At 63.1% G+C, this 20,839-nt stretch carries 22 protein-coding genes; 9 read left to right on the top strand and 13 right to left on the bottom strand.

Annotation, left to right across the window (positions count from 1 at the left end):
• Positions 1 to 4: 4 nt before the first annotated feature.
• Positions 5 to 1,096 carry an anhydro-N-acetylmuramic acid kinase gene (locus M1D87_RS02330; RefSeq protein ID WP_123084588.1) on the top strand — a complete coding sequence of 364 codons (1,092 nt, stop codon included), beginning with the start codon at positions 5 to 7 and terminating at the stop codon, positions 1,094 to 1,096.
• Between the two features lie 59 nt (positions 1,097 to 1,155).
• Here M1D87_RS02330 and erpA read toward each other — a convergent pair whose 3' ends face one another.
• Together erpA and argC are read right to left on the bottom strand one after the other, a co-directional pair.
• A complete protein-coding gene (gene erpA, locus M1D87_RS02325) occupies positions 1,156 to 1,506 on the bottom strand; it encodes an iron-sulfur cluster insertion protein ErpA (RefSeq protein ID WP_015268740.1) in 351 nt (116 codons plus the stop codon).
• 146 nt (positions 1,507 to 1,652) lie between these two features.
• A complete protein-coding gene (gene argC, locus M1D87_RS02320; RefSeq protein WP_123084589.1) occupies positions 1,653 to 2,687 on the bottom strand; it encodes an N-acetyl-gamma-glutamyl-phosphate reductase in 1,035 nt (344 codons plus the stop codon).
• Between the two features lie 141 nt (positions 2,688 to 2,828).
• Here argC and hemJ point away from each other — a divergent pair, with 141 nt between their 5' ends.
• From hemJ to M1D87_RS02290, 6 genes are all read left to right on the top strand, one after another.
• Positions 2,829 to 3,254 (top strand): protoporphyrinogen oxidase HemJ, encoded by a 426-nt coding sequence (gene hemJ / locus M1D87_RS02315; protein ID WP_003258833.1) that lies wholly within the window; start codon positions 2,829 to 2,831, stop codon positions 3,252 to 3,254.
• Positions 3,255 to 3,282: 28 nt separating this feature from the next.
• On the top strand, positions 3,283 to 4,239 hold the full coding sequence (locus M1D87_RS02310) for an NAD(P)H-dependent flavin oxidoreductase (RefSeq protein ID WP_123084590.1): 957 nt from the start codon (positions 3,283 to 3,285) through the stop codon (positions 4,237 to 4,239).
• A 67-nt stretch (positions 4,240 to 4,306) separates the two neighbouring features.
• Positions 4,307 to 5,089 carry an SDR family NAD(P)-dependent oxidoreductase gene (locus M1D87_RS02305; protein ID WP_061550917.1) on the top strand — a complete coding sequence of 261 codons (783 nt, stop codon included), beginning with the start codon at positions 4,307 to 4,309 and terminating at the stop codon, positions 5,087 to 5,089.
• A 63-nt stretch (positions 5,090 to 5,152) separates the two neighbouring features.
• A complete protein-coding gene (locus tag M1D87_RS02300) occupies positions 5,153 to 5,491 on the top strand; it encodes a histidine triad nucleotide-binding protein (RefSeq protein ID WP_013970615.1) in 339 nt (112 codons plus the stop codon).
• A 65-nt stretch (positions 5,492 to 5,556) separates the two neighbouring features.
• Entirely contained in the window at positions 5,557 to 6,204 is a 648-nt protein-coding gene (gene coq7 / locus M1D87_RS02295) for a 2-polyprenyl-3-methyl-6-methoxy-1,4-benzoquinone monooxygenase (RefSeq protein ID WP_003258825.1), read from the top strand.
• Between the two features lie 10 nt (positions 6,205 to 6,214).
• On the top strand, positions 6,215 to 7,255 hold the full coding sequence (locus M1D87_RS02290) for a DUF2157 domain-containing protein (RefSeq protein ID WP_123084591.1): 1,041 nt from the start codon (positions 6,215 to 6,217) through the stop codon (positions 7,253 to 7,255).
• A gap of 88 nt (positions 7,256 to 7,343) precedes the next feature.
• On the opposite strand, the gene M1D87_RS02285 is transcribed toward M1D87_RS02290, so the two are convergent.
• The gene (locus tag M1D87_RS02285; protein ID WP_025337475.1) at positions 7,344 to 7,772 is read right to left on the bottom strand and encodes an OsmC family protein; all 429 of its coding nucleotides are present in this window, start codon (positions 7,770 to 7,772) and stop codon (positions 7,344 to 7,346) included.
• Positions 7,773 to 7,963: 191 nt separating this feature from the next.
• Here M1D87_RS02285 and crp point away from each other — a divergent pair, with 191 nt between their 5' ends.
• Positions 7,964 to 8,608: a cAMP-activated global transcriptional regulator CRP gene (gene crp / locus M1D87_RS02280; protein ID WP_039613260.1), complete on the top strand. Its 645-nt coding sequence runs from the start codon at positions 7,964 to 7,966 to the stop codon at positions 8,606 to 8,608.
• Here crp and M1D87_RS02275 read toward each other — a convergent pair.
• From M1D87_RS02275 to M1D87_RS02260, 4 genes are all read right to left on the bottom strand, one after another.
• A complete protein-coding gene (locus tag M1D87_RS02275) occupies positions 8,605 to 9,309 on the bottom strand; it encodes a lipoate--protein ligase family protein (RefSeq protein ID WP_123084592.1) in 705 nt (234 codons plus the stop codon). The two genes, crp and M1D87_RS02275, sit on opposite strands and share 4 nt — an antisense overlap.
• Positions 9,310 to 9,413: 104 nt before the next feature.
• Positions 9,414 to 10,247, bottom strand: a complete 834-nt coding sequence (gene trpC / locus M1D87_RS02270) for an indole-3-glycerol phosphate synthase TrpC (protein WP_421091537.1) — start codon at positions 10,245 to 10,247, stop codon at positions 9,414 to 9,416.
• Positions 10,244 to 11,293: an anthranilate phosphoribosyltransferase gene (gene trpD / locus M1D87_RS02265; protein ID WP_013970609.1), complete on the bottom strand. Its 1,050-nt coding sequence runs from the start codon at positions 11,291 to 11,293 to the stop codon at positions 10,244 to 10,246. The genes trpC and trpD overlap by 4 nt, the downstream gene beginning before the upstream one ends.
• A 9-nt stretch (positions 11,294 to 11,302) precedes the next feature.
• On the bottom strand, positions 11,303 to 11,896 hold the full coding sequence (locus M1D87_RS02260; RefSeq protein WP_039613257.1) for an aminodeoxychorismate/anthranilate synthase component II: 594 nt from the start codon (positions 11,894 to 11,896) through the stop codon (positions 11,303 to 11,305).
• A gap of 367 nt (positions 11,897 to 12,263) precedes the next feature.
• On the opposite strand from M1D87_RS02260, the gene estP reads away from it, so the two are divergent.
• Complete coding sequence (estP, locus tag M1D87_RS02255) at positions 12,264 to 14,144, top strand: esterase EstP (protein ID WP_123084593.1); 1,881 nt, start codon at positions 12,264 to 12,266, stop codon at positions 14,142 to 14,144.
• A gap of 131 nt (positions 14,145 to 14,275) precedes the next feature.
• Here estP and trpE read toward each other — a convergent pair whose 3' ends face one another.
• The 6 genes from trpE to M1D87_RS02225 form a co-directional block, all read right to left on the bottom strand.
• Positions 14,276 to 15,757: an anthranilate synthase component I gene (gene trpE, locus M1D87_RS02250; protein ID WP_123084594.1), complete on the bottom strand. Its 1,482-nt coding sequence runs from the start codon at positions 15,755 to 15,757 to the stop codon at positions 14,276 to 14,278.
• A 67-nt stretch (positions 15,758 to 15,824) separates the two neighbouring features.
• Positions 15,825 to 16,643, bottom strand: coding sequence for a phosphoglycolate phosphatase (locus tag M1D87_RS02245; protein WP_123084595.1), 819 nt, complete (start codon positions 16,641 to 16,643; stop codon positions 15,825 to 15,827).
• Positions 16,640 to 17,314: a ribulose-phosphate 3-epimerase gene (rpe, locus tag M1D87_RS02240; protein ID WP_003260678.1), complete on the bottom strand. Its 675-nt coding sequence runs from the start codon at positions 17,312 to 17,314 to the stop codon at positions 16,640 to 16,642. Before rpe ends, M1D87_RS02245 begins: the two co-directional genes overlap by 4 nt.
• 218 nt (positions 17,315 to 17,532) lie before the next feature.
• Positions 17,533 to 18,360: an ABC transporter permease gene (locus M1D87_RS02235; RefSeq protein ID WP_003260880.1), complete on the bottom strand. Its 828-nt coding sequence runs from the start codon at positions 18,358 to 18,360 to the stop codon at positions 17,533 to 17,535.
• A gap of 11 nt (positions 18,361 to 18,371) precedes the next feature.
• On the bottom strand, positions 18,372 to 19,619 hold the full coding sequence (locus M1D87_RS02230; protein ID WP_013970602.1) for an ABC transporter permease: 1,248 nt from the start codon (positions 19,617 to 19,619) through the stop codon (positions 18,372 to 18,374).
• A 157-nt stretch (positions 19,620 to 19,776) separates the two neighbouring features.
• Positions 19,777 to 20,811: an ABC transporter substrate-binding protein gene (locus M1D87_RS02225; RefSeq protein ID WP_015268730.1), complete on the bottom strand. Its 1,035-nt coding sequence runs from the start codon at positions 20,809 to 20,811 to the stop codon at positions 19,777 to 19,779.
• Positions 20,812 to 20,839 lie beyond the last annotated feature (28 nt).

The following is a 20,839-nucleotide window of genomic DNA, read 5'->3' as shown; positions in this document are numbered from 1 at the left end:
GCACATGGCGCTATACCTGGGGGTGATGTCCGGCACCAGCCTTGATGGCCTGGACATTGCCTTGATCGAACAAGGCGAGCAGCTCGAACTGCTCGCCACCCACTACCTGCCCATGCCCGGCGACCTGCGCCAGGAACTGCTGGGCCTTTGCAGCAGCGGCCCTGACGAGATCGCCCGCGCTGCACTGGCGGAAAACCGCTGGGCCAGCCTGGCAGGCGAAGGCATCTGCCAACTGCTGGCCAGGCAAGGGCTGCCGGCCGGAGCCATCCGCGCCATCGGCAGCCACGGCCAGACCATCCGCCACGAACCTGCACGTGGCTTTACCGTGCAGATCGGCAACCCGGCGCTGCTGGCCGAGCTTACCGGTATCAGCGTGGTCGCCGACTTCCGCCGTCGCGATGTGGCCGCCGGCGGCCAAGGTGCGCCACTGGTGCCGGCCTTCCATGAAACCCTGTTCAGCCATCTGGGCCAGCGCCTGGCAATTCTCAACGTGGGCGGCTTCAGCAACCTCAGCCTGATCGAACACGACAAGCCAGTCCACGGCTTCGACTGCGGCCCGGGCAACGTGCTGCTGGATGCCTGGATCGAACGCAAGCGCGGCCAGGCCTACGATGCGGATGGGGCTTGGGCTGCCTCGGGCTTGGTGCAAGCGGACTTGCTCAGCGCACTGCTGGCCGACCCGTTCTTCGCCGGAATCGGCCCGAAGAGCACCGGTCGCGAAGTATTCAACCTGCCCTGGCTGGAAGGTCATCTGGCCCGCCTGCCCGCTTACCGCGACGAGGACATACAGGCAACTTTGCTGGAACTGACCGCACGCAGCATCATCGACTCGTTGAGCAACGCCCAGCAAGGCACCGAAGCGCTGCTGGTCTGCGGTGGCGGTGCGCGCAACGGCGCCCTGATGGCACGCCTTGGCCAGTTGCTGCCCGACGCCCGTGTCGCCAGCACCGGCGCCCATGGCGTGGACCCGGACTGGGTCGAAGCAATGGCCTTCGCCTGGCTGGCCCACTGCTGCCTGGAAGGCATCGCTGCCAATCGCCCTAGCGTGACAGCGGCCAAGGGCCTGCGCGTACTCGGCGCAATCTACCCGGCCTGAACGTTACGCCAGAAAGCAAAACGCCGCGCAATTGCGCGGCGTTTTCGTATGGCCAGGCCTCAGATCGAGAACGAGGAGCCGCAGCCACAGGTGGTGGCAGCGTTCGGGTTCTTGATCACGAAGCGCGAGCCTTCCAGACCTTCCTGGTAATCCACTTCGGCGCCGGCGAGGTACTGGAAGCTCATTGGGTCGACCACAAGGGAAACACCTTCGCGCTCGACGATGGTGTCGTCTTCAGCCACGTCTTCATCGAAGGTGAAGCCATATTGGAACCCCGAGCAGCCACCACCGGTGACGAACACGCGCAGCTTCAGACGATCGTTGCCTTCCTCGGAAACCAGGTTCTTCACCTTTTGCGCAGCGCCGTGGGTGAATTCCAAAGCGGTGGGGGTGAAGGTTTCGACGCTCATGTTGATTCTCCCGGCGTGGTAGCCGCCATAAAACTCGATGACGCGCATTATCCGCTTTCCCGAGAAAATCGGTCAAGAATTGTGCGGCTTTAGTCGCGACATACAAAAAGGCCCGCACGACGCGGGCCTTTTCGCAAGCTGGCTGCTTATGGCAGCAGGCCCGCGTGGGACAGGCCCATGCGTTCGTCCAGGCTGAACAGGATGTTGAGGTTCTGCACTGCCTGGCCGGACGCGCCCTTGACCAGGTTGTCGATCACCGACAGCACCACCACCAGGTCACCACCTTGCGGGCGATGAACGGCAATGCGGCAGACGTTGGCACCGCGCACACTGCGGGTTTCCGGATGGCTGCCAGCCGGCATCACGTCGACGAACGGTTCGTTGGCGTAACGCTTCTCGAACAGCGCCTGCAGGTCGACCGAGGTGTCGGCGACGGTAGCGTACAGGGTGGCGTGGATGCCACGGATCATTGGCGTCAGGTGCGGCACGAAAGTCAGGCCGATATCCTTGCCAGCGGCCAGGCGAAGACCTTGGCTGATTTCCGGCAGGTGGCGATGGCCCTTCACTGCGTAGGCTTTCATGCTTTCGCCGGCTTCGCAGAACAGCGAGCCCACCGCCGCACCACGGCCAGCGCCGCTGACACCCGACTTGCAGTCGGCGATCAGGCGCGACGGGTCGGCCAGGCCAGCTTCCAGCAGCGGCAGGAAGCCCAGTTGGGTAGCAGTCGGGTAGCAACCCGGCACTGCGATCAGGCGCGCCTGGCGAATCTTCTCGCGGTTGACTTCAGGCAGGCCGTATACCGCGTCCTTGAGCAGCTCTGGCGCACCGTGCGGCTGGCCGTACCACTTGCCCCACTCGGCGGCGTCCTGCAGGCGGAAGTCGGCCGACAGGTCGATCACCTTGGTACCTGCCGCCAGCAGTTCGCCAGCCAGGGCGTGGGCAACACCGTGCGGGGTGGCGAAAAACACCACGTCGCAGGCGGCCAGGGTCTTGCTGTCCGGCACGCTGAACGCCAGACCGTCATAGTGGCCGCGCAGGTTCGGGTACATGTCCGCCACTGCAACGCCCGCCTCGGAGCGCGAAGTGATGACCGCCACTTCGGCCTGTGGATGCTGTGCCAGCAGACGCAACAGTTCGACGCCGGTGTAACCCGTGCCGCCGACGATACCGACCTTGATCATAACGCTTGCCCCTTATCAACGAGCCGTCTGGAAAGCGCACGATAATAGGGGCGCAAGGCGCCTGTAACAACTCTTCGGGTGACCCTTCGGGCGCTTGACCACTACTATCTGACGACCGTGAATACCTGAAGGAACTCCCCCATGCTTTACCTATGGATCAAAGCGCTGCATATCGTCAGTGTGGTCTGCTGGTTCGCCGGCCTGTTCTACCTGCCGCGGCTGTTCGTCTACCACGCCCAAAGCCAGGACAGCATCAGCCAGGAACGCTTCGTGACCATGGAGCGCAAGCTGTTTCGCGGCATCATGAACCCGGCGATGATCGCCACCTACGTGTTCGGCGCGTGGATGCTCTACCTCACGCCCGGCTGGCTCAGCCAGGGCTGGCTGCATGCCAAGCTGACCCTGGTCATCCTGCTGACCGTCTACCATCACATGTGCGGCGCCCAGCGCAAGCGCTTCGCCAGCGGCAGCAACACCCGCAGCCATGTCTACTATCGCTGGTTCAACGAAGTACCCGTATTGTTCCTGCTGGGTATCGTAATTCTGGTGGTGGTCAAACCGTTCTGACATAGCCACCCGCTCAAGGAGCCTTGCCATGTCGCTACCTGCCTCCCTCGAACAACGCCTGCGCCTGCCCGTGGTTGCCGCACCGATGTTCCTGATCTCCAACCCCAGGCTGGTACTGGCCTGCTGCTCCAGCGGCGTGGTCGGCAGCTTCCCGGCCCTGAACCAGCGCGACAGCGCCGGCTTCAAGGCCTGGCTGGAGGAAATCGAGGCAGGCCTGGCACTGTTGCAGGCGCCAGCACCCTATGCCGTCAACCTGATCGTCCACCCGACCAACCCGCGCCTGCAGGCCGACCTGGCCTTGTGCGTGGAACATCGCGTACCGATCGTCATCACCAGCCTCGGCGCGGTCAAGGAAGTGGTCGATGCCGTGCATGGCTATGGCGGCCTGGTGTTCCACGATGTCACCACCCGCCGCCATGCCGAGAAAGCCGCCGAAGCCGGCGTCGATGGCCTGATCGCCGTCGCTGCGGGCGCAGGCGGCCATGCTGGCACCTGGAGCCCGTTCGCCCTGGCCGCAGAGATTCGCCAGTTCTTCGACAAGACCCTGCTGCTGGCCGGCTGCCTCAACCACGGCCACGAGATCCTCGCCGCGCAAATGCTGGGTGCGGACCTTGCGTACATGGGCACCCGCTTCATCGCCACCGCAGAAAGCCAGGCCCCGGGCGCCTACAAGCAGATGCTGCTCGATTCCCATGCCGCCGACATCATCCACACCCCGGCGGTATCCGGCGTCCCTGCCAGCTTCCTGCGCCCGAGCCTGGAGCAAGCTGGCTACGACATGGATACCCTCAAGGGCGGCCATGAGCAAGGCAAGCTCAAGCCGATCGACGACGAAGCCAAGGCCTGGAAGACCGTGTGGTCAGCGGGCCAGGGGGTCGGCGGTATCGACGACCTGCCCAGTGCCAGCGCACTGATCGGACGGCTGCATGACGAGTACCGGGACGCTCTGGAGCGCTGCCAGGCGCTGCGCGCCCGTACCTTGTAGCAAAAGGCAACACCTTGACTGGCCAAGCTGTACACTAGGCGCCCTCTTCAGCCCCCAGGAGCCTTGCATGACCCGTTACGCCATGATCACTGGTGCTTCCAGCGGCCTGGGCCTCGCCCTGGCGGAAGCCCTGGCGCGGCGCGGGCGCAACCTGATCCTGGTGGCTCGCCAGCGTGAAACGCTGGAGCCGGTGGCCATCGAACTGACCCAACGCTTCGGTGTCGAGGTGCTATTCCGCGCCTGCGATCTCAGCCAACCGTTACGCCTGTCAGGCTTCGTGCTTGAACTGGAGGAAGGCGAGCGACGTATAGACCTGCTGGTCAATTGTGCCGGCCTGCGCACCTACGGGCCATTCCTGGCCCATGAGTGGGCGGACGAGCAGGACTTGTTGGAAGTCAACGTGCTGGCCCTGAGCCGCCTGTGCCACGCCATCGGTAACCTGATGGCCGTGCAGGGCGGCGGACAGATCCTCAATGTCGCGGGCCTGGCCGGGGTGGCGCCTGGCCCGTGGATGGCCGCCTATGCCGCTAGCAAGGCCTATGTACTGAGCTTCTCCCAGGCCTTGCGTGAAGAACTCAAGCGCACCGGCATCAAGGTTTCGGTACTGTGCCCAGGCCCGGTGCACTCCTCGCGCCGGCGCATTCCGCGGCTGGATGGCAAGCCACGCTGCCTCAGCCCTGAGGAAGTTGCGCTGTACACGGTGCGCGCGCTGGACAAGAACCGCGCGCTGATCATGCCAGGCCGACGCAACCGCTGGATGGCGTTCGCACCGCGTCTGCTGCCGCGCTGGCTGGTGCGCAAGCTGGCCGGTGCCATCCACCGCCGCTATTGCCCGGTTGGTATGGAATAGCTACTGGGCGAGCGGCGCCCGGCTGAGTACACTCGGCCCGACCCTCACCATGGAGCAAGTGCTGTGGACGATTTATTCATCAAGATCATCAACCGGGAAATCCCGGCGAAGATCATCTACGAGGACGACCAGGTTCTGGCGTTCCACGATATCGCCCCCCAGGCGCCCGTGCATTTTCTGGTCATCCCGAAAAAGCACATCCGCACCCTCAATGACTTGACCGAGGAAGACAAAGGCCTGGCTGGTCACATCTTGTTCACCGCCCAGCGCCTGGCCAAGGAACTTGGCTGCGAAGAAGGCTTCCGCGTAGTCATGAACTGCAACGAGCAAGGCGGCCAGACCGTCTACCACATCCACATGCACGTGCTTGGCCAGCGCCAGATGCACTGGCCACCGGGCTGATCCACGGCAAGCGACCCTGCCACTATTGCGGTAAACTGTCGGGCACATTCTTGCGGAGGTGCCCGATGGCTACCGAACGTCACTACTCGCCGCTCGACCGCTTGTTGCTGCAGGCCGATACAGCCATGCGCACCTTGCTGCCCTTCAGCGGCCAACCCGCCCGCCCTTCGCCGGCCATCGTCCAGCCGGACGTCGACCTTGACGAACAGCAGGCCCGTCATGTTGCCGGGTTGATGCGTATCAACCACACCGGTGAAGTCTGCGCCCAGGCGCTGTACCAGGGCCAGGCCCTGACCGCCAAGCTGCCCGAAGTGCGCAAGGCCATGGAACATGCCGCCGAGGAAGAAGTGGACCATCTGGCCTGGTGCGAACAGCGCATTCGCCAGCTGAACAGCCACCCCAGCGTGCTCAACCCGTTGTTCTACGGCATGTCGTTCGGTATCGGTGCACTCGCCGGGCTGGTCAGCGACAAGGTCAGCCTGGGCTTTGTCGCCGCCACCGAGCATCAGGTGTGCAAGCACCTCGACGAGCACCTGGAGCAGATTCCGCAGGAAGACGAAAAGTCCCGGGCCATCCTCGAACAGATGCGCGTCGACGAGGAACAGCACGCCGAGTCTGCACTGGAAGCCGGCGGTTATCGCTTCCCTGCCCCGGTTCGCTTTGGCATGAGCCTGTTGGCCAAAGTCATGACCAAGAGCACCTACCGTATCTGAAGGCATCACCATGACGGACCGTTTCGACGCCATGGACCTGGCGCGCGCCGTGCAAGCCGGCATTCTCCAGCCGGGCCAGGACCAGGCCCTGCTGGCGTTCCTGCGCCAGCGACCAGCACAGCGTGGCAGCTTCCAGCTGGCCCATGTCGCGTTCTACTTCGGCGCCATGCTGATCATGGCAGCCATGGGCTGGTTGCTCACCGAAGCCTGGATGCGCATCGGCGACTGGGCGCTGCTGCTCATCGCCAGCCTCTATATTCTGCTGCTCACACTGTTCGCCGTTAACCTGCAACGGCGCGTACAGCCCGTCGCGGCCGGGGTGCTGGCGGCGGTGGCGGTCAGCATCGTGCCGTTGGCGGTGTTCGCCATCGAACGGCTGGCCGGCTGGTGGCCAATGGATGATGCGCAGGCGAACTATCACCAGTACTACACCTACGTGCAGGGCGGCTGGCTGGCAATGGAAGCAGCTACGGTACTTGCCGGGCTGTTGATGCTGAGGCTGATCCCCTACCCGTTTATCGTCATGCCGATTGCCGTCGCCCTGTGGTTCATGTCGATGGACTTGAGCGAATGGTTCTTCGGCTCGCCATTCAGCTGGGAACAGCGCCGCGAGGTTTCGCTGTGGTTCGGTCTGGGCTTGCTGGTGTTTTTTGTTGGTGTGGACGGCCGCACCCGCGAAGACTATGCCCACTGGGGCTACCTGGCCGGGCTGGCGGCATTCTGGGGCGGGCTGACGCTGGTGGACAGCGGCAGTGAGCTGGGCAAGGCCCTGTACTGCCTGATCAATATTGCCCTGATGGGTATGGCGGTGCTGTTGCGCCGGCCGGTGTTCATGGTGTTCGGGGCGTTGGGTGTGGCGGCTTACCTGGGGTACCTGTCGTACGAGGTGTTTGCCGACTCGCTGCTGTTCCCGGTGGTGGTGACCCTGATCGGGCTGGGGGTTATCGCTCTGGGGCTGGTTTACCAGAAGCGGCGGGAGCGGTTGAGCCGGGTGATGCGCGATTGTTTGCCGGGATGGGTGCGGGCTGCGCTGCCGGCGCTTCGCAGCTGAAATTGCCAGGGCCGCTCCTACAGGTGGTACGCGATCCCTTGTAGGAGCGGCCTTGTGTCGCGATGGGGCGCAAAGCGGCCCCAAAATGTCAGCCTTGACCCAGCTCTACAATCTCGTACCCGTGGGTAATCTCAACCCCGGCACGCTCGAGCATGATCGAAGCCGAGCAATACTTCTCCGCCGACAGCTCTACCGCACGCTTGACCTGGGCCTCCTTCAGCCCACGCCCCTTCACCACGAAGTTCATGTGGATCTTGGTAAACACCTTCGGGTCTTCGCTGGCACGCTCGGCCTCCAGGAACGCCTCGCAGCTTTCCACCGCCTGGCGCGACTTCTTCAGAATGCTGACCACGTCAAAGCTGCTGCAGCCACCCAGGCCCAGCAACAGCATCTCCATCGGGCGCACGCCCAGGTTACGGCCACCGGCCTCGGGCGGGCCGTCCATCACGACGACATGGCCGCTCCCCGATTCGCCGAGGAACATCGCCTCACCGGCCCACTGGATACGTGCCTTCATCTACCCGGACTCCTGATTTTCGAAAAAGGGTGTCAGCTTAGACCTTGTACGGCTGTGGGAAAAGTACGAGTCATGTCGGTTTAGTACCGAAACATCCTGTAGTGTCTGATAAGCTGGCGCCAAATGACTGGCGCGCTCCGCCAGCCAACCTTTATAAAAAGCCTATGCGTCATATCGAACAGGATTTCGTGATGGTTGCTTCCGCCCTACCCGCCAAGATCAAGAACATCGAAAAGCTGCTGGTGCACTGCCAGCGCCGTCGCTATACCGCCAAAAGCAACATCATCTGCGCCGGCGACCGGGCCGAGACACTGTCGTTCATCATCAAGGGTTCGGTCACCATCCTCATCGAGGACGATGACGGCCATGAAATGATCATCGCCTACCTCAACAATGGCGACTTCTTCGGCGAGCTGGGCCTGTTCGAACCAGTCGAAGGTGAACAGCAGCGCAGTGCCTGGGTGCGCGCCAAGACCGAATGCGAAGTGGCCGAAATCAGTTATGAGAAATTTCGCGAACTGGCGCGCCAAGACCCGGAAATCCTTTATGCCTTGGGCAGCCAGATGGCCCAGCGCCTGCGCAACACCACGCGCAAGGTCGGCGACCTGGCGTTCTTCGACGTTACCGGGCGTGTCGCCCGTTGCCTGCTGGAGCTGTGCAAGCAACCCGACGCCATGACACACCCCGATGGCATGCAGATCAAGATCACTCGTCAGGAAATCGGCCGCATCGTCGGTTGCTCGCGGGAAATGGTCGGCCGCGTCCTCAAGGACCTTGAAGAACGCAGCCTGGTGCAGGTCAAAGGCAAGACCATGGTGGTCTACGGTACCCGCTAGTCTCTGGGCAGGTCGGTCAGCACCTTGGCATAGGCCTGCGACAGCCGCTCGAACCATGGGGCCGCGGGCGCCACTTCGTGCAGGGCGATGTGCGCATCGGCGCGGCAGCGCTGCTCCAGTTCGCAGCACTCATTGAAGCGGTTGACCGCAGCCACCATCGAATCACGCTCGTTGTCCAGCAGCAACGCACCGTGCACCAGCACCACCGGGCGCTTGCCACCCAGCCCCTGGCGCCAGCGCTGGGCGGTGCCGACCAATTTGCGGCCATTGAGGTTGACGTTGTAACGGCCATCGCAGAAGGCACCGTCGATTTCGCCCACCGATGCCACCCCGCCCCACTCGCGCAGCACGTCGCATAGCGGCAGGCACAAGCGCTCGTAGGCGTTTTCGATACGGCCGTGGTCTCCTTCGCTGCGGGGGGCAACATAGACCAGGGCTACGTTCACCGTGGAGTGTGACTGCGGCACCGGTTCGCCGCCGGTTTCGCGCAGCAGCACCGGCCAGCCGGCAATCGCCAGCTCCGCGCAGGCGGCTTCGAAGTTTTCCAGACGGCTCATGCGCCGGGGCATGACCAGGGCGTGGTCGGTCGGGCGCCAGAACAGCACGCCACTGTCGCACTCCCCGCGACAGACGGCGGCCAGCAATTCCTGTTCGGCGTGCAGGCCTTGTTCTACGGTCAGGGCCAGGGGTTGATCGGTCATTGATCCACCTATGTGTTTTTTTTACCGGCCCCTTCGCGGGCTCGCCCGCGAAGGGGCCATTACATGCATACAAAAAAGCCGGCAATAACGCCGGCTTCATTCGATCAGTCCAGTTGCTGAACAGTCTTCTTCACCTGTTCCGGGAAGAACAACCGCTGCAATTCAAGCCCTGGCTGCTCGGCGCGCATGAATGCCTCACCTACCAGGAACGAGTAGACCTCATTGATCGCCATCAGCTCCACATCGGCCCGGTTCAAGATGCCGCTCTCGGTAATCGCCTGGCGATCACGCGGAATACGCGGCAGCAGGTCGAGGGTGGTTTCCAAGCTGACCTCGAAGGTGTGCAGATTGCGGTTGTTCACCCCCACCAGCGGTGTATCCAAGGTTTTCAACGCGCGCTCCAGTTCATCGCCATCATGCACTTCCACCAGCACGTCGAGCCCAACATCCTTGGCCGTGGCCGCCAGTTCGGCCATCTTCACGTCATCCAGCGCCGACACGATCAGCAGCACACAGTCAGCGCCCAGGGCCCGCGCCTCGACGATCTGGTACGGGTCGACCATGAAGTCCTTGCGGATCACTGGCAGCGACACCGCCGCGCGGGCCTGCTGCAGGTACTCGTCGGCGCCCTGGAAGTAGTCCACATCGGTCAGCACCGACAGGCAGGTCGCCCCGCCCTTCTCGTAGCTGACGGCGATTTCCGCCGGCACGAAATTCTCGCGAATCACGCCTTTGCTCGGCGAGGCCTTCTTTATTTCGGCAATCACCGCCGGCTGCTTGCGCGCGGCTTGCTCGATCAGAGCCTTGGCAAAACCACGCGGGGCGTCGGCAGCCTTTGCAAGGCCCTCCAGTTCGGCGAGGCTGATGCGCGCGCTGCGCTCGGCCACTTCCTGAAACTTGCGGGCAATGATCCTTTCCAGCACCGTCGGCACACTCATGCTTCGTTCTCCACCTTGAATACTGCAGTAAAGGCACCCAGCTCCTGCAGTTTCTCCCAGGCCAGCCCGGTGTGCAGTACGTCGTGGGCCAGTTCCACACCGGCTTTCAGGCTCATGGCATGGTCAGCGGCATACAGCGCCGCGCCCGCATTGAGCACGATCATCTCGGCGGCCTTCTGGCCGTTTTCGGTCTTGCGTCGGCCCAGTGCATCGCGGATCAGCTCCAGCGACGCCTGCGGGTTCTCGACGGCCAGGCCGTGCAGGCTCTGGCTCTTCATGCCGAGGTCTTCCGGCTCTACCCAGTATTCGGTGATTTCACCATTTTTCAGCTCGGCGACGAAGGTCGGCGCAGCCAGGCTGAACTCGTCCAGGCCATCCTTCGAGTGCACCACCAGCACGTGCTTGCTGCCCAGGCGCTGCAGTACTTCAGCCAACGGGCGGCATAGGGTCTGGGCGAATACCCCGACCACCTGGTGCTTCACCCCGGCCGGATTCGTAAGCGGGCCGAGCATGTTGAACAGGGTGCGCAGCCCCAGGTCGCGACGCGGGCCGGCAGCGTGCTTCATAGCCGAATGATGGCTTTGCGCGAACATGAAGCCGATGCCCAGGCTATCGATGCAGCGGGCCACCTGGGTGGGCGTCAGGTTCAGGTAGATACCGGCGGCCTCCAGCAGGTCGGCACTGCCGCTCTTGCCCGATACCGCGCGGTTGCCATGCTTTGCCACGGTGCAACCTGCCGCCGCCAGTACGAACGACGAGGCGGTGGACACGTTGAAGATGTTGGCGCCATCACCGCCGGTACCGACGATATCGACCACGCCATCGAGGCTCTGCAGTTCGACCTTGTCGGCCAGCTCGCGCATCACCGACACCGCACCGACGATCTCGTCGATGCTTTCGCTCTTCATGCGCATGCCCATCAGGAAGGCGCCGATCTGCGCTTCGCTGCACTGGCCGGTCATGATCTGGCGCATGACGTCGCGCATTTCTTCGGTAGAAAGGTCCAGCTGACCGACGATACGGCTCAACGCACTCTTGATATCCATGTTCGATCCTTAGCGGCGGCCGCCGGTCTGCTTGAGGAAGTTGGCGAACAGTTCGTGGCCCTGTTCGGTCAGGATCGACTCGGGGTGGAACTGCACCCCTTCGATATTCAGCGTCTTGTGGCGCAAGCCCATGATCTCGTCGACCGAGCCGTCAGCATGGGCGGTCCAGGCGGTCACTTCCAGGCAGTCGGGCAAGGTTTCGCGCTTTACCACCAGCGAATGGTAACGGGTCACGGTCAACGGGTTGTTGAGGCCGGCGAACACGCCCAGGTCACGGTGATGTACCGGGCTGGTCTTGCCGTGCATCACCTGGCGGGCTCGTACCACATCACCACCAAAGGCCTGGCCGATGGACTGGTGGCCCAGGCATACGCCAAGGATCGGCAGCTTGCCGGCAAAGTGCAGGATGGCCTCGATGGACACGCCCGCCTCGCTCGGCGTGCACGGGCCTGGAGATACGACGATGCGCTCGGGGTTGAGGGCTTCGATCTGGGCGATGGTCATTTCGTCATTGCGAATGACCTTTACCTCGGCACCCAGCTCGCCAAGGTACTGAACGACGTTGTAAGTGAATGAGTCGTAATTGTCGATCATCAGTAACATCGGGTTAAACCTCTTGAATCTACTGACTTCAAAATTCGAACCTTCCTGCTTCTGCCAAAGGGGCAGCTTGGCCATTCAGGGGTGGTAGACAGGAAGGCAAACGGGGGCGGGCCGGACGGGCGGCAGGGGATAAAGTCAGGCGCGCCAACGCCAACGGGCGTGGGCCTTGATAACGCGCATCAAGAGTTTGCTGACGATCAACACAGGATAGGTCTCGCTCATACGTTCCGGCACAGTAGCCTACCGGGGCGGCGGGCGCAATATGCCCGTAAACACGGGGAAACGAATGGACTTGGGAGGGATGCACTGCGATTTGCTAAGGTCGATGGGGTTGTCCTGATAAAAACAAAGAAAAGGATGTTCCCTGATGCGAAAAGCACCGTTATTGCGCTTTACCCTCGCCTCATTGACGTTAGCCTGCAGCCAGGCCTTCGCGACACCCTCGCCCTACTCCAGCATGATCGTGTTTGGTGACAGCCTCAGCGACGCCGGGCAGTTTGGCGGGGTGCGCTTCACCAACCGCGATGCCAATGGCAATTATGCGCCAGTGTCTCCGATGATCCTGGGCGGGCGGCTCGGTGTGAGCCCGACCGAGCTTGGCCCCTCCACCTCCCCGGTCAATCCGGTGCTGGGGCTTCCCGACGGCAACAACTGGGCAGTCGGTGGCTACACCACCCAGCAGATCCTGGATTCGATCACCAGTACCTCCGAAACCGTCATCCCGCCAGGGCGACCCGGCGCCGGGCTGGTACTGCGTGATAAACCGGGCTACCTGGCCAACGGCCTGCGCGCCGACCCCAACGCGTTGTATTACCTGACTGGCGGCGGCAATGACTTCCTGCAAGGCCTGGTCAACAGCCCGGCCGATGCCGTGGCCGCCGGCGCCCGCCTGGCCGCCAGCGCCCAGGCCCTGCAGCAAGGCGGCGCCCGCTACATCATGGTCTGGCTGCTGCCCGACCTCGGGCAAACACCGAACTTCAGCGGTACGCCGCAACAAAACCCACTGTCGCTGCTATCCGGCGCGTTCAACCAGTCGCTGCTCAGCCAACTGGGGCAGATCGATGCCGAAATCATTCCGCTGAATATCCCTGTGCTGCTGAGCGAAGCGCTGGCCAGCCCCGAGCAGTTCGGCCTGGCCAGCGGCCAGAATCTGGTCGGCACCTGCTACAGCGGCGAAGGCTGCGTGGAAAACCCGATGTATGGCATCAACGGCGCCACGCCAGACCCGACCAAGCTGCTGTTCAACGACTCGGTGCACCCGACCATTGCCGGCCAGCAACTGATTGCCGACTACGCCTATTCGATCATCGCCGCCCCCTGGGAACTGACCTTGCTCCCGGAAATGGCCCACGCCAGCCTGCGCGCTCACCAGGACGAACTGCGCAACCAGTGGCAGACACCCTGGCAGGCAGTTGGCCAGTGGCAGGCCTTCGTTGCCACCGGCGCCCAGGACCTGGACTTCGACGGCCAGCGCAGCGCGGCCAGCGGCGATGGCCGTGGCTACAACCTGACCCTGGGCGGCAGCTACCGCCTGAACGATGCATGGCGCCTAGGCCTGGCCGGAGGCGTGTACCGGCAGAAGCTGGAAGCCGGCGCACAGGACTCGGACTACAAGCTGGACAGCTACCTTGCCAGCGCTTTCGCCCAATACCGCCAGGACCGCTGGTGGGCCGACGCGGCGCTTACCGCCGGGCACCTGGACTACAGCGACCTCAAGCGCACCTTCGCCCTTGGCGTGAACGACCGCAGCGAAAAGGGCGACACCAATGGCGAGGCCTGGGCGATGTCGGGGCGGCTGGGCTACAACCTGGCGGCCGAAAGCAGCAGCTGGCAGCTGGCGCCGTTCATCAGTGCCGACTATGCGCGGGTGAAGGTGGATGGCTATGACGAGAAGAGCGGGCGCTCGACGGCGCTGGGCTTCGATGACCAGGAACGTACATCACGCCGCTTGGGCGTGGGGTTGCTGGGCAGTGTGCAGGTGCTGCCGAGTACCCGGCTGTTCGCCGAGGTGGCGCAGGAGCATGAGTTCGAGGATGACCAGCAGGATGTGACGATGCACCTGACCAGCCTGCCGGCGAATGACTTCACCCTGACAGGGTATACCCCGCACAGCGACCTGACCCGGGCGAGCCTGGGGGTGAGCCATGAAGTGGTGGCGGGGGTGCATTTGCGCGGCAACTATAACTGGCGCAAGAGTGATGAATTGACGCAGCAAGGAGTGAGTTTGGGCGTCAGCGTCGACTTTTGAATTGATGGGACCGCTTTGCGGCCCTTCGCGGGCTCGCCCGCTCCCACAGGTATTGCACAGGCCTTGCAGCATGTGATTTCCCTGTAGGAGCGGGCGAGCCCGGGAAGGGCTGCAACGCAGCCCCGATCAACTTATTTGGCGGAAGTTTGCTCAGCCAACGCCACCGCGCGGAACATCGCTCGGCGCTTGTTGATGGTCTCTTCCCATTCCAGCGCCGGCACCGAGTCGGCAACGATGCCCCCCCCGGCCTGCACATGCAGCTCACCGTCCTTGATTACCGCGGTACGGATGGCAATGGCGGTATCCATGTTGCCGTTCCATGCGAAGTAACCGACGGCACCACCGTAAACCCCACGTTTGACCGGCTCCAGCTCGTCGATGATTTCCATCGCACGAATTTTCGGCGCACCCGACAGCGTACCGGCCGGCAGTATCGCCCGCAGTGCGTCCATCGCCGTCAGCCCTTCGCGCAGCTGGCCAGTGACGTTGGACACAATGTGCATCACGTTGGAGTAACGCTCGATCACCATCTTCTCGGTCAGGCGCACGCTGCCGGTAGAGGACACGCGCCCGACATCGTTACGGCCCAGGTCGATGAGCATCAGGTGCTCGGCAATTTCCTTGTCGTCCGACAGCAGGTCGTCTTCCAGCGCGCGGTCGGCCTCTTCGGTAGCACCACGCGGGCGGGTGCCGGCAATCGGGCGTACGGTGACCAGGTTGTCCTCGACGCGTACCAGCACCTCGGGCGAGCTGCCGACCACATGGAAGTCGCCAAAGTTGAAGAAGTACATGTACGGCGTCGGGTTGAAGCAGCGCAGCGCGCGGTACAGGTCGATAGGCGCCGCCTTGAAGTCGATCGACATGCGCTGCGACGGCACCACCTGCATGCAGTCACCAGCCAGGATGTATTCCTTGATGCGGCCGACGGCGTTCTCGTAATCCTCGCGGGTATAGCTGGAGCGGAATTCCGGCTCGGCAGCCTGCGGGCCACTCAGGTCCAGGCCACGGCGTGGAGTGATCGGCTGACGCAGGGTTTCAAGCAGGCCTTGCAGGCGTGCCTGGCCCTGTTCGAAAGCCTGCTCTTCCGCCGGGTCGACCAGCACGATCGCATGCATCTTGCCCGCCAGATTGTCGAACACCACCACCGCATCGGACACCATCAGCAGGATATCCGGCACACCCAGCGGGTCCGGGTTGGGGCTGGCACCCAGGCGCTTTTCCACATAGCGCACGCAGTCGTAGCCGAAGTAACCGACCAGGCCGCCATTGAAGCGCGGCAGGCCAGGGATATCGGCGACCTTGTAACGGTCCTTGAAGGTTTCGACGAAGGCCAGCGGGTCTTCGACATCGTGGCTTTCCACCTCCACGCCATCCTGCAGGATGCTGACGTGGTAACCGTACACACGCATCACGGTGCGCGACGGCAGGCCGATCATCGAGTAACGGCCCCATTTCTCGCCGCCCTGCACCGATTCGAGCAGGTACGAGTTGGGCTGGTCGGCCAGTTTCAGGTAGATCGACAGCGGCGTGTCAAAGTCGGCCAGGGTTTCGCAGGCCAGGGGAATGCGGTTGTAGCCGGCAGCGGCCAGGCGCAGGAATTCTTCGCGGGTCATGGGTAGCCTCGTGGCAAGCAGCAATATCAGGCAAACGGACGGGCCGGCACGCGCCGGCAGGCTGAAGTCAGGCGCGCCAACGCCAACGGGCCAGGGCCTTGATGACTTTCATCCAGAATTTGCCGGTAACCGCCACGGTGGACTCTCTGTCTTGTGAGGCTTGAAGGTCCGCCAACGTTATCCCAGTGGCCGGGTCTGCGCAACCGGGCAGCAATGCACGCAGGTCGTCGATCACCAGGCTGGGGGATTCGTCGTGGATCGGCCGGCCATGGTTGTAGCCGTAGGTCAGGCCGACGCACTGCACGCCAGCCGCCTTGGCCGCCAGCACGTCACTGCGTGAATCGCCGACAAACAGCGACTGCTGCGGGGTGACACCGGCCATCTGCATAACGAACAGCAACGCCGCAGGGTCGGGCTTTTTCTGCGGCAGGGTGTCGCCACCGATGATCCAGCGGAAGTAGTTGCCGATCTTCATCTGGTCCAGCAGCGGGCCAACGAAGCGCTCGGGCTTGTTGGTGATCAGAGCCATCTCCACGCCCTGCTTGCGCAGCCAGCGCAGGGTGTCCTGCACACCGGGGTAGACCACGGTCAGTTCGTGGCTTTCGGCATAGGCGTCCATGAACAGCGCCAGCGCCTGGTCGGCCAGCGCATCTTCCACGACAGCGTGGTCGATGCCGCCGGCCAGCGCCCGGCGCACCAGCACCTGGGCACCGTTGCCCACCCAGTGGCGCACCGCCTCCAGGCCGGCAGGCGGGCGCCCCAGTTCGAGCAGCATGCGGTCCACGGCGGCGGCCAGGTCTGGCACGGAATCGATCAGGGTACCGTCCAGATCGAACATCACCAGCCTGGGCAGCGTCCCGGGGAACAGCTGCTCGAAGCCGCTCATGGGCGGGCCTGAGCCAGTTCGGCGCGCATCCTGGCGATTACTTCCTGGTAGTCCGGGGCATTGAAGATCGCCGAGCCGGCCACGAAAGTGTCGGCGCCAGCGGCAGCGATTTCGCGGATGTTGTTGACGTTGACGCCACCGTCGATTTCCAGGCGGATATCACGGCCGCTGGCGTCGATCAGCGCACGCGCCTCGCGCAGCTTGTCGAGGGTGCCAGGGATGAACTTCTGCCCGCCAAAGCCAGGGTTGACGCTCATCAGCAGCACCATGTCGATCTTGTCCATCACGTACTTCAAGGCATCCAGGCTGGTGGCCGGGTTGAACACCAGACCGGCCTTGCAACCACCGTCCTTGATCAACTGCAGCGAACGGTCGATGTGCTGCGAGGCCTCCGGGTGGAAGGTGATGTAGGTGGCGCCAGCTTCGATGAAGTCGCCGATGATGCGGTCGACCGGGCTGACCATCAGGTGCACGTCGATTGGGGCGGTGACGCCGTACTTGCGCAGAGCGGTGCAGACCATCGGACCGATGGTCAGGTTGGGGACGTAGTGGTTGTCCATCACATCGAAGTGGACGATGTCGGCACCCGCGGCCAATACCTTGTCGACGTCCTCGCCCAGACGGGCGAAATCGGCGGAGAGAATGGAGGGGGCAATAGCGTAGGGCTGCATGGCGCACCTGTTGGCAGAATCACGGTGGCGCGCATTGTAACCCAGGGAAGCGGATGAAGGCTGATTAGCATCAACCTGTACCGGCCTCTTCGCGTCTGTAGGAGCAGCCTTGTGCTGCGAAGAGGCCGGTAGGACCGAAGAATAGCTTTTGTCTTACCGGCCTCTTCGCAGCACAAGGCTGCTCCTACAAGGGTAATGCGCAGGCCTTGCGCTACTAATCAAGCCGGCTGCTGAGTTCTCAGCTTCTCGCTACGCCCACGCAACCACTCCAGGGTCAGCAGCAACACTACCGAGAAGGCAATCAGCAAGGTCGCCGCCGCGGCAATGGTCGGGCTCAGGTTCTCGCGAATACCACTGAACATCTGCCGCGGCAGGGTCGCCTGCTCCGGCCCGGCCAGGAACAGGGTCACCACTACTTCGTCAAACGACGTGGCAAAGGCGAACAATGCCCCCGAAATCACCCCGGGCGCGATCAGCGGCAGGGTCACCCGGCGGAAAGTCAGCAGCGGCGAGGCGCCCAGGCTGGCTGCCGCGCGCACCAGGTTGTAGTTGAAGCCCTGCAAGGTCGCCGACACGGTAATGATCACGAACGGCACGCCGAGTACCGCATGCACCAGAATCAGCGAGGTGAAACTGTTGCCCATGCCCAACGGGGCAAAGAACAGGTAGCTGGCCACACCGATGATCACCACCGGCACCACCATCGGCGAAATCACCAGCGCCATCACCAGCGACTTGCCCGGAAAGTCGCCACGGGTCAGGCCGATGGCCGCCAGGGTGCCGAACACCATGGCCAGCACTGTGGCTGCCGGGGCGACGATGATGCTGTTCTTCAAGGCCCGCATCCACTCGGCCGAGCCGAAGAAGTCCTGGTACCACTGCAGCGAGAAGCCCTGCAGCGGGTACACCAGGAAACTGCCACTGTTGAACGACAGCGGCACGATCACCAGGACCGGCAGTATGAGGAACAGCAGGATCAAGCCGCAAAGTATGCGCAGGCTGTAAAACCACACCCGCTCCACGGGCGACATGTAAGGGCTCAGCATGACAAGGCTCCTCAGCTCAGGCGCAGGCGGCTGGCGCCGACCAGCCAGCTATAGATCAGGTACAACAGCACGGTCGCCAGCAGCAACAGCCCGCCAAGTGCGGTGGCCATGCCCCAGTTGATGCTGGTGTTGGTGTAGAAGGCCACGAAGTAGCTGACCATCTGGTCATTCGGGCTGCCCAGCAGTGCCGGGGTGATGTAGTAGCCGATGGCCAGAATGAACACCAGCAGGCAACCAGCGCCAACCCCGGCGTAGGTCTGCGGGAAGTAGACCCGCCAGAAACTGGCGAACGGGTGGCAGCCCAGCGAGATCGCCGCACGCATGTAGCTCGGCGAAATGCCCTTCATCACGCTGTACAGCGGCAGGATCATGAACGGCAACAGGATGTGCACCATCGAGATGTACACGCCGGTGCGGTTGAACACCAGTTCCAGCGGCTGGTCGATGATGCCCATGGCCATCAGCGCGCTGTTGATCAGGCCGCCCGACTGCAGCAGCACGATCCACGCCGCCACCCGCACCAGGATCGAGGTCCAGAACGGCAGCAGCACCAGAATCATCAGCAGGTTACTCTGCCGGGTCGGCAGGTTGGCCAGCAGGTACGCCAGCGGGTAGGCCAGCACCAGGCAGATTGCGGTAATCACCACACCCATCCACAGGGTGCGGGCGAAGATGTCCAGGTAAATGGCCTGGTCCGGGGTGGCCTTGGCCAGTTCGCCAAGGTCATCGATACGGTGGTCGAGCGAAGCCAGCAGGTAGAAAGAGGTGACCGTACTGGTGTTGCGGCGGATTGCCTGCCAGTAGGCCGGGTCGCCCCAACGCTCGTCGAGAGCCTGCAGGGCATCTTTATACGAAGCGGGTTCGCTCTTGAACGGCAGCGCCCGCGCGGTCTTGGCCAACAGGCTGCGGTAACCGGCAAGCTCCATGTTCAGGCGCTTGGAAAGGTCGCCCAGGGTCTGGTTCTTGCGCGATTCGGCCAAATCCTGGCTCAACGCCTTGTAAACGTCCTCGCCCGGCAGGCTCTTGCCATCCCACTGGGTGATGACGCCAACGGTGCGCGGCAAGCCGCCAACCACTTCCGGGTTGCCGACGCTCTTGTACAGCAGCGCCGCAATAGGCACCAGGAACACCAGCAGGAGAAACAGCGCCAGCGGCGCGATCAACGCCTGCGCCTTCCAGCGGTTGACCCGCTCGGCATGCTTGAGGCGCTGCTTGAGACTTGGACCTGCGCCTTCTTTGAGGGGCACTGCAATGGCCATGGCGAACTCCGCGATACGAACTGAAAATGGGGCTGCTGCGCAGCCCATCGCAGGCAAGCCAGCTCCTACAGATACTGCGCTGGCTCCAGGGCAGCGGCCCCCTGTGGGAGCTGGCTTGCCGGCGATGGGCCGCAAAGCGGCCCCCTACACTGGTCGTTTACTTCTTCGCCGCCCAGGCGTTGAAGCGTTGCTCCAGCTGCTCGCTGTTGTCAGCCCAGAAGGCCACGTCGATCTGCACCTGGTTGGCGATGTTTTCAGGCGTGGTCGGCATGTCCTTCTTCACAGCGTCCGACAGCAGGCTCACGGCCTTGGAATTGGCCGGGCCATAGGCGATGTTCTCGGAGTAGGTCTTCTGTTGCTCTGGCTGCACGCTGAAGGCGATGAATTTCTTCGCTTCCTCGACATCCTTGGCACCTTTCGGGATGGCCCAGGCATCGAAGTCGTAGATGCCGCCGTTCCACACCACCTTCAGGTTGCTCTCTTTCTGCACCGCAGCGATGCGGCCGTTGTAGGCAGAACTCATGACCACGTCACCCGAGGCCAGGTACTGCGGCGGCTGGGCGCCAGCTTCCCACCACTGGATGCTTGGCTTGAGTTCGTCGAGCTTCTTGAAGGCGCGGTCCACGCCCTCTTTGGTGCCCAGCACCTGGTACACATCCTTCGGTGCCACACCGTCGGCCATCAAGGCGAATTCAAGGGTGTACTTGGCGCCCTTGCGCAGGCCGCGCTTACCCGGGAATTTCTTGGTATCCCAGAAATCGGCCCAGCTGGTCGGTGCGGTCTTCAGCTTGTCGGCGTTGTAGGCCAGCACCGTGGACCATACGAAGAAGCCAACGCCACATGGCTGAATGGCACCCGGCACATAGTCGGCCTCATTACCGAACAGGGCCGGGTCGAGTTCTTCGAACATGCCCTCGTCACAGCCGCGGGCCAACTCTGGCGACTCCACTTCCACCAGGTTCCACGACACGCTCTTGGTGTCGACCATGGCTTTGACCTTGGCCATCTCGCCGTTGTACTCGCCTGCGATGATCTTGCCCTTGCCGGCCTTCTCCCACGGTTCGTAGAACGCCTTCACCTGGGCCGCCTTGTTGGCACCACCAAACGAGACAACAGTCAGGTCTGCGGCCATGGCCTGGCCAGCGGCGAACAGCCCCAGGGCCAGGGCGGTCAGTTTCAACTGCTTGCGCATTATTATTCTCTCCACAGTACAGGGTTGG

This window comes from Pseudomonas sp. SA233, from assembly GCF_054792385.1.
This window is presented reverse-complemented; position numbering and strand designations above follow the sequence as displayed.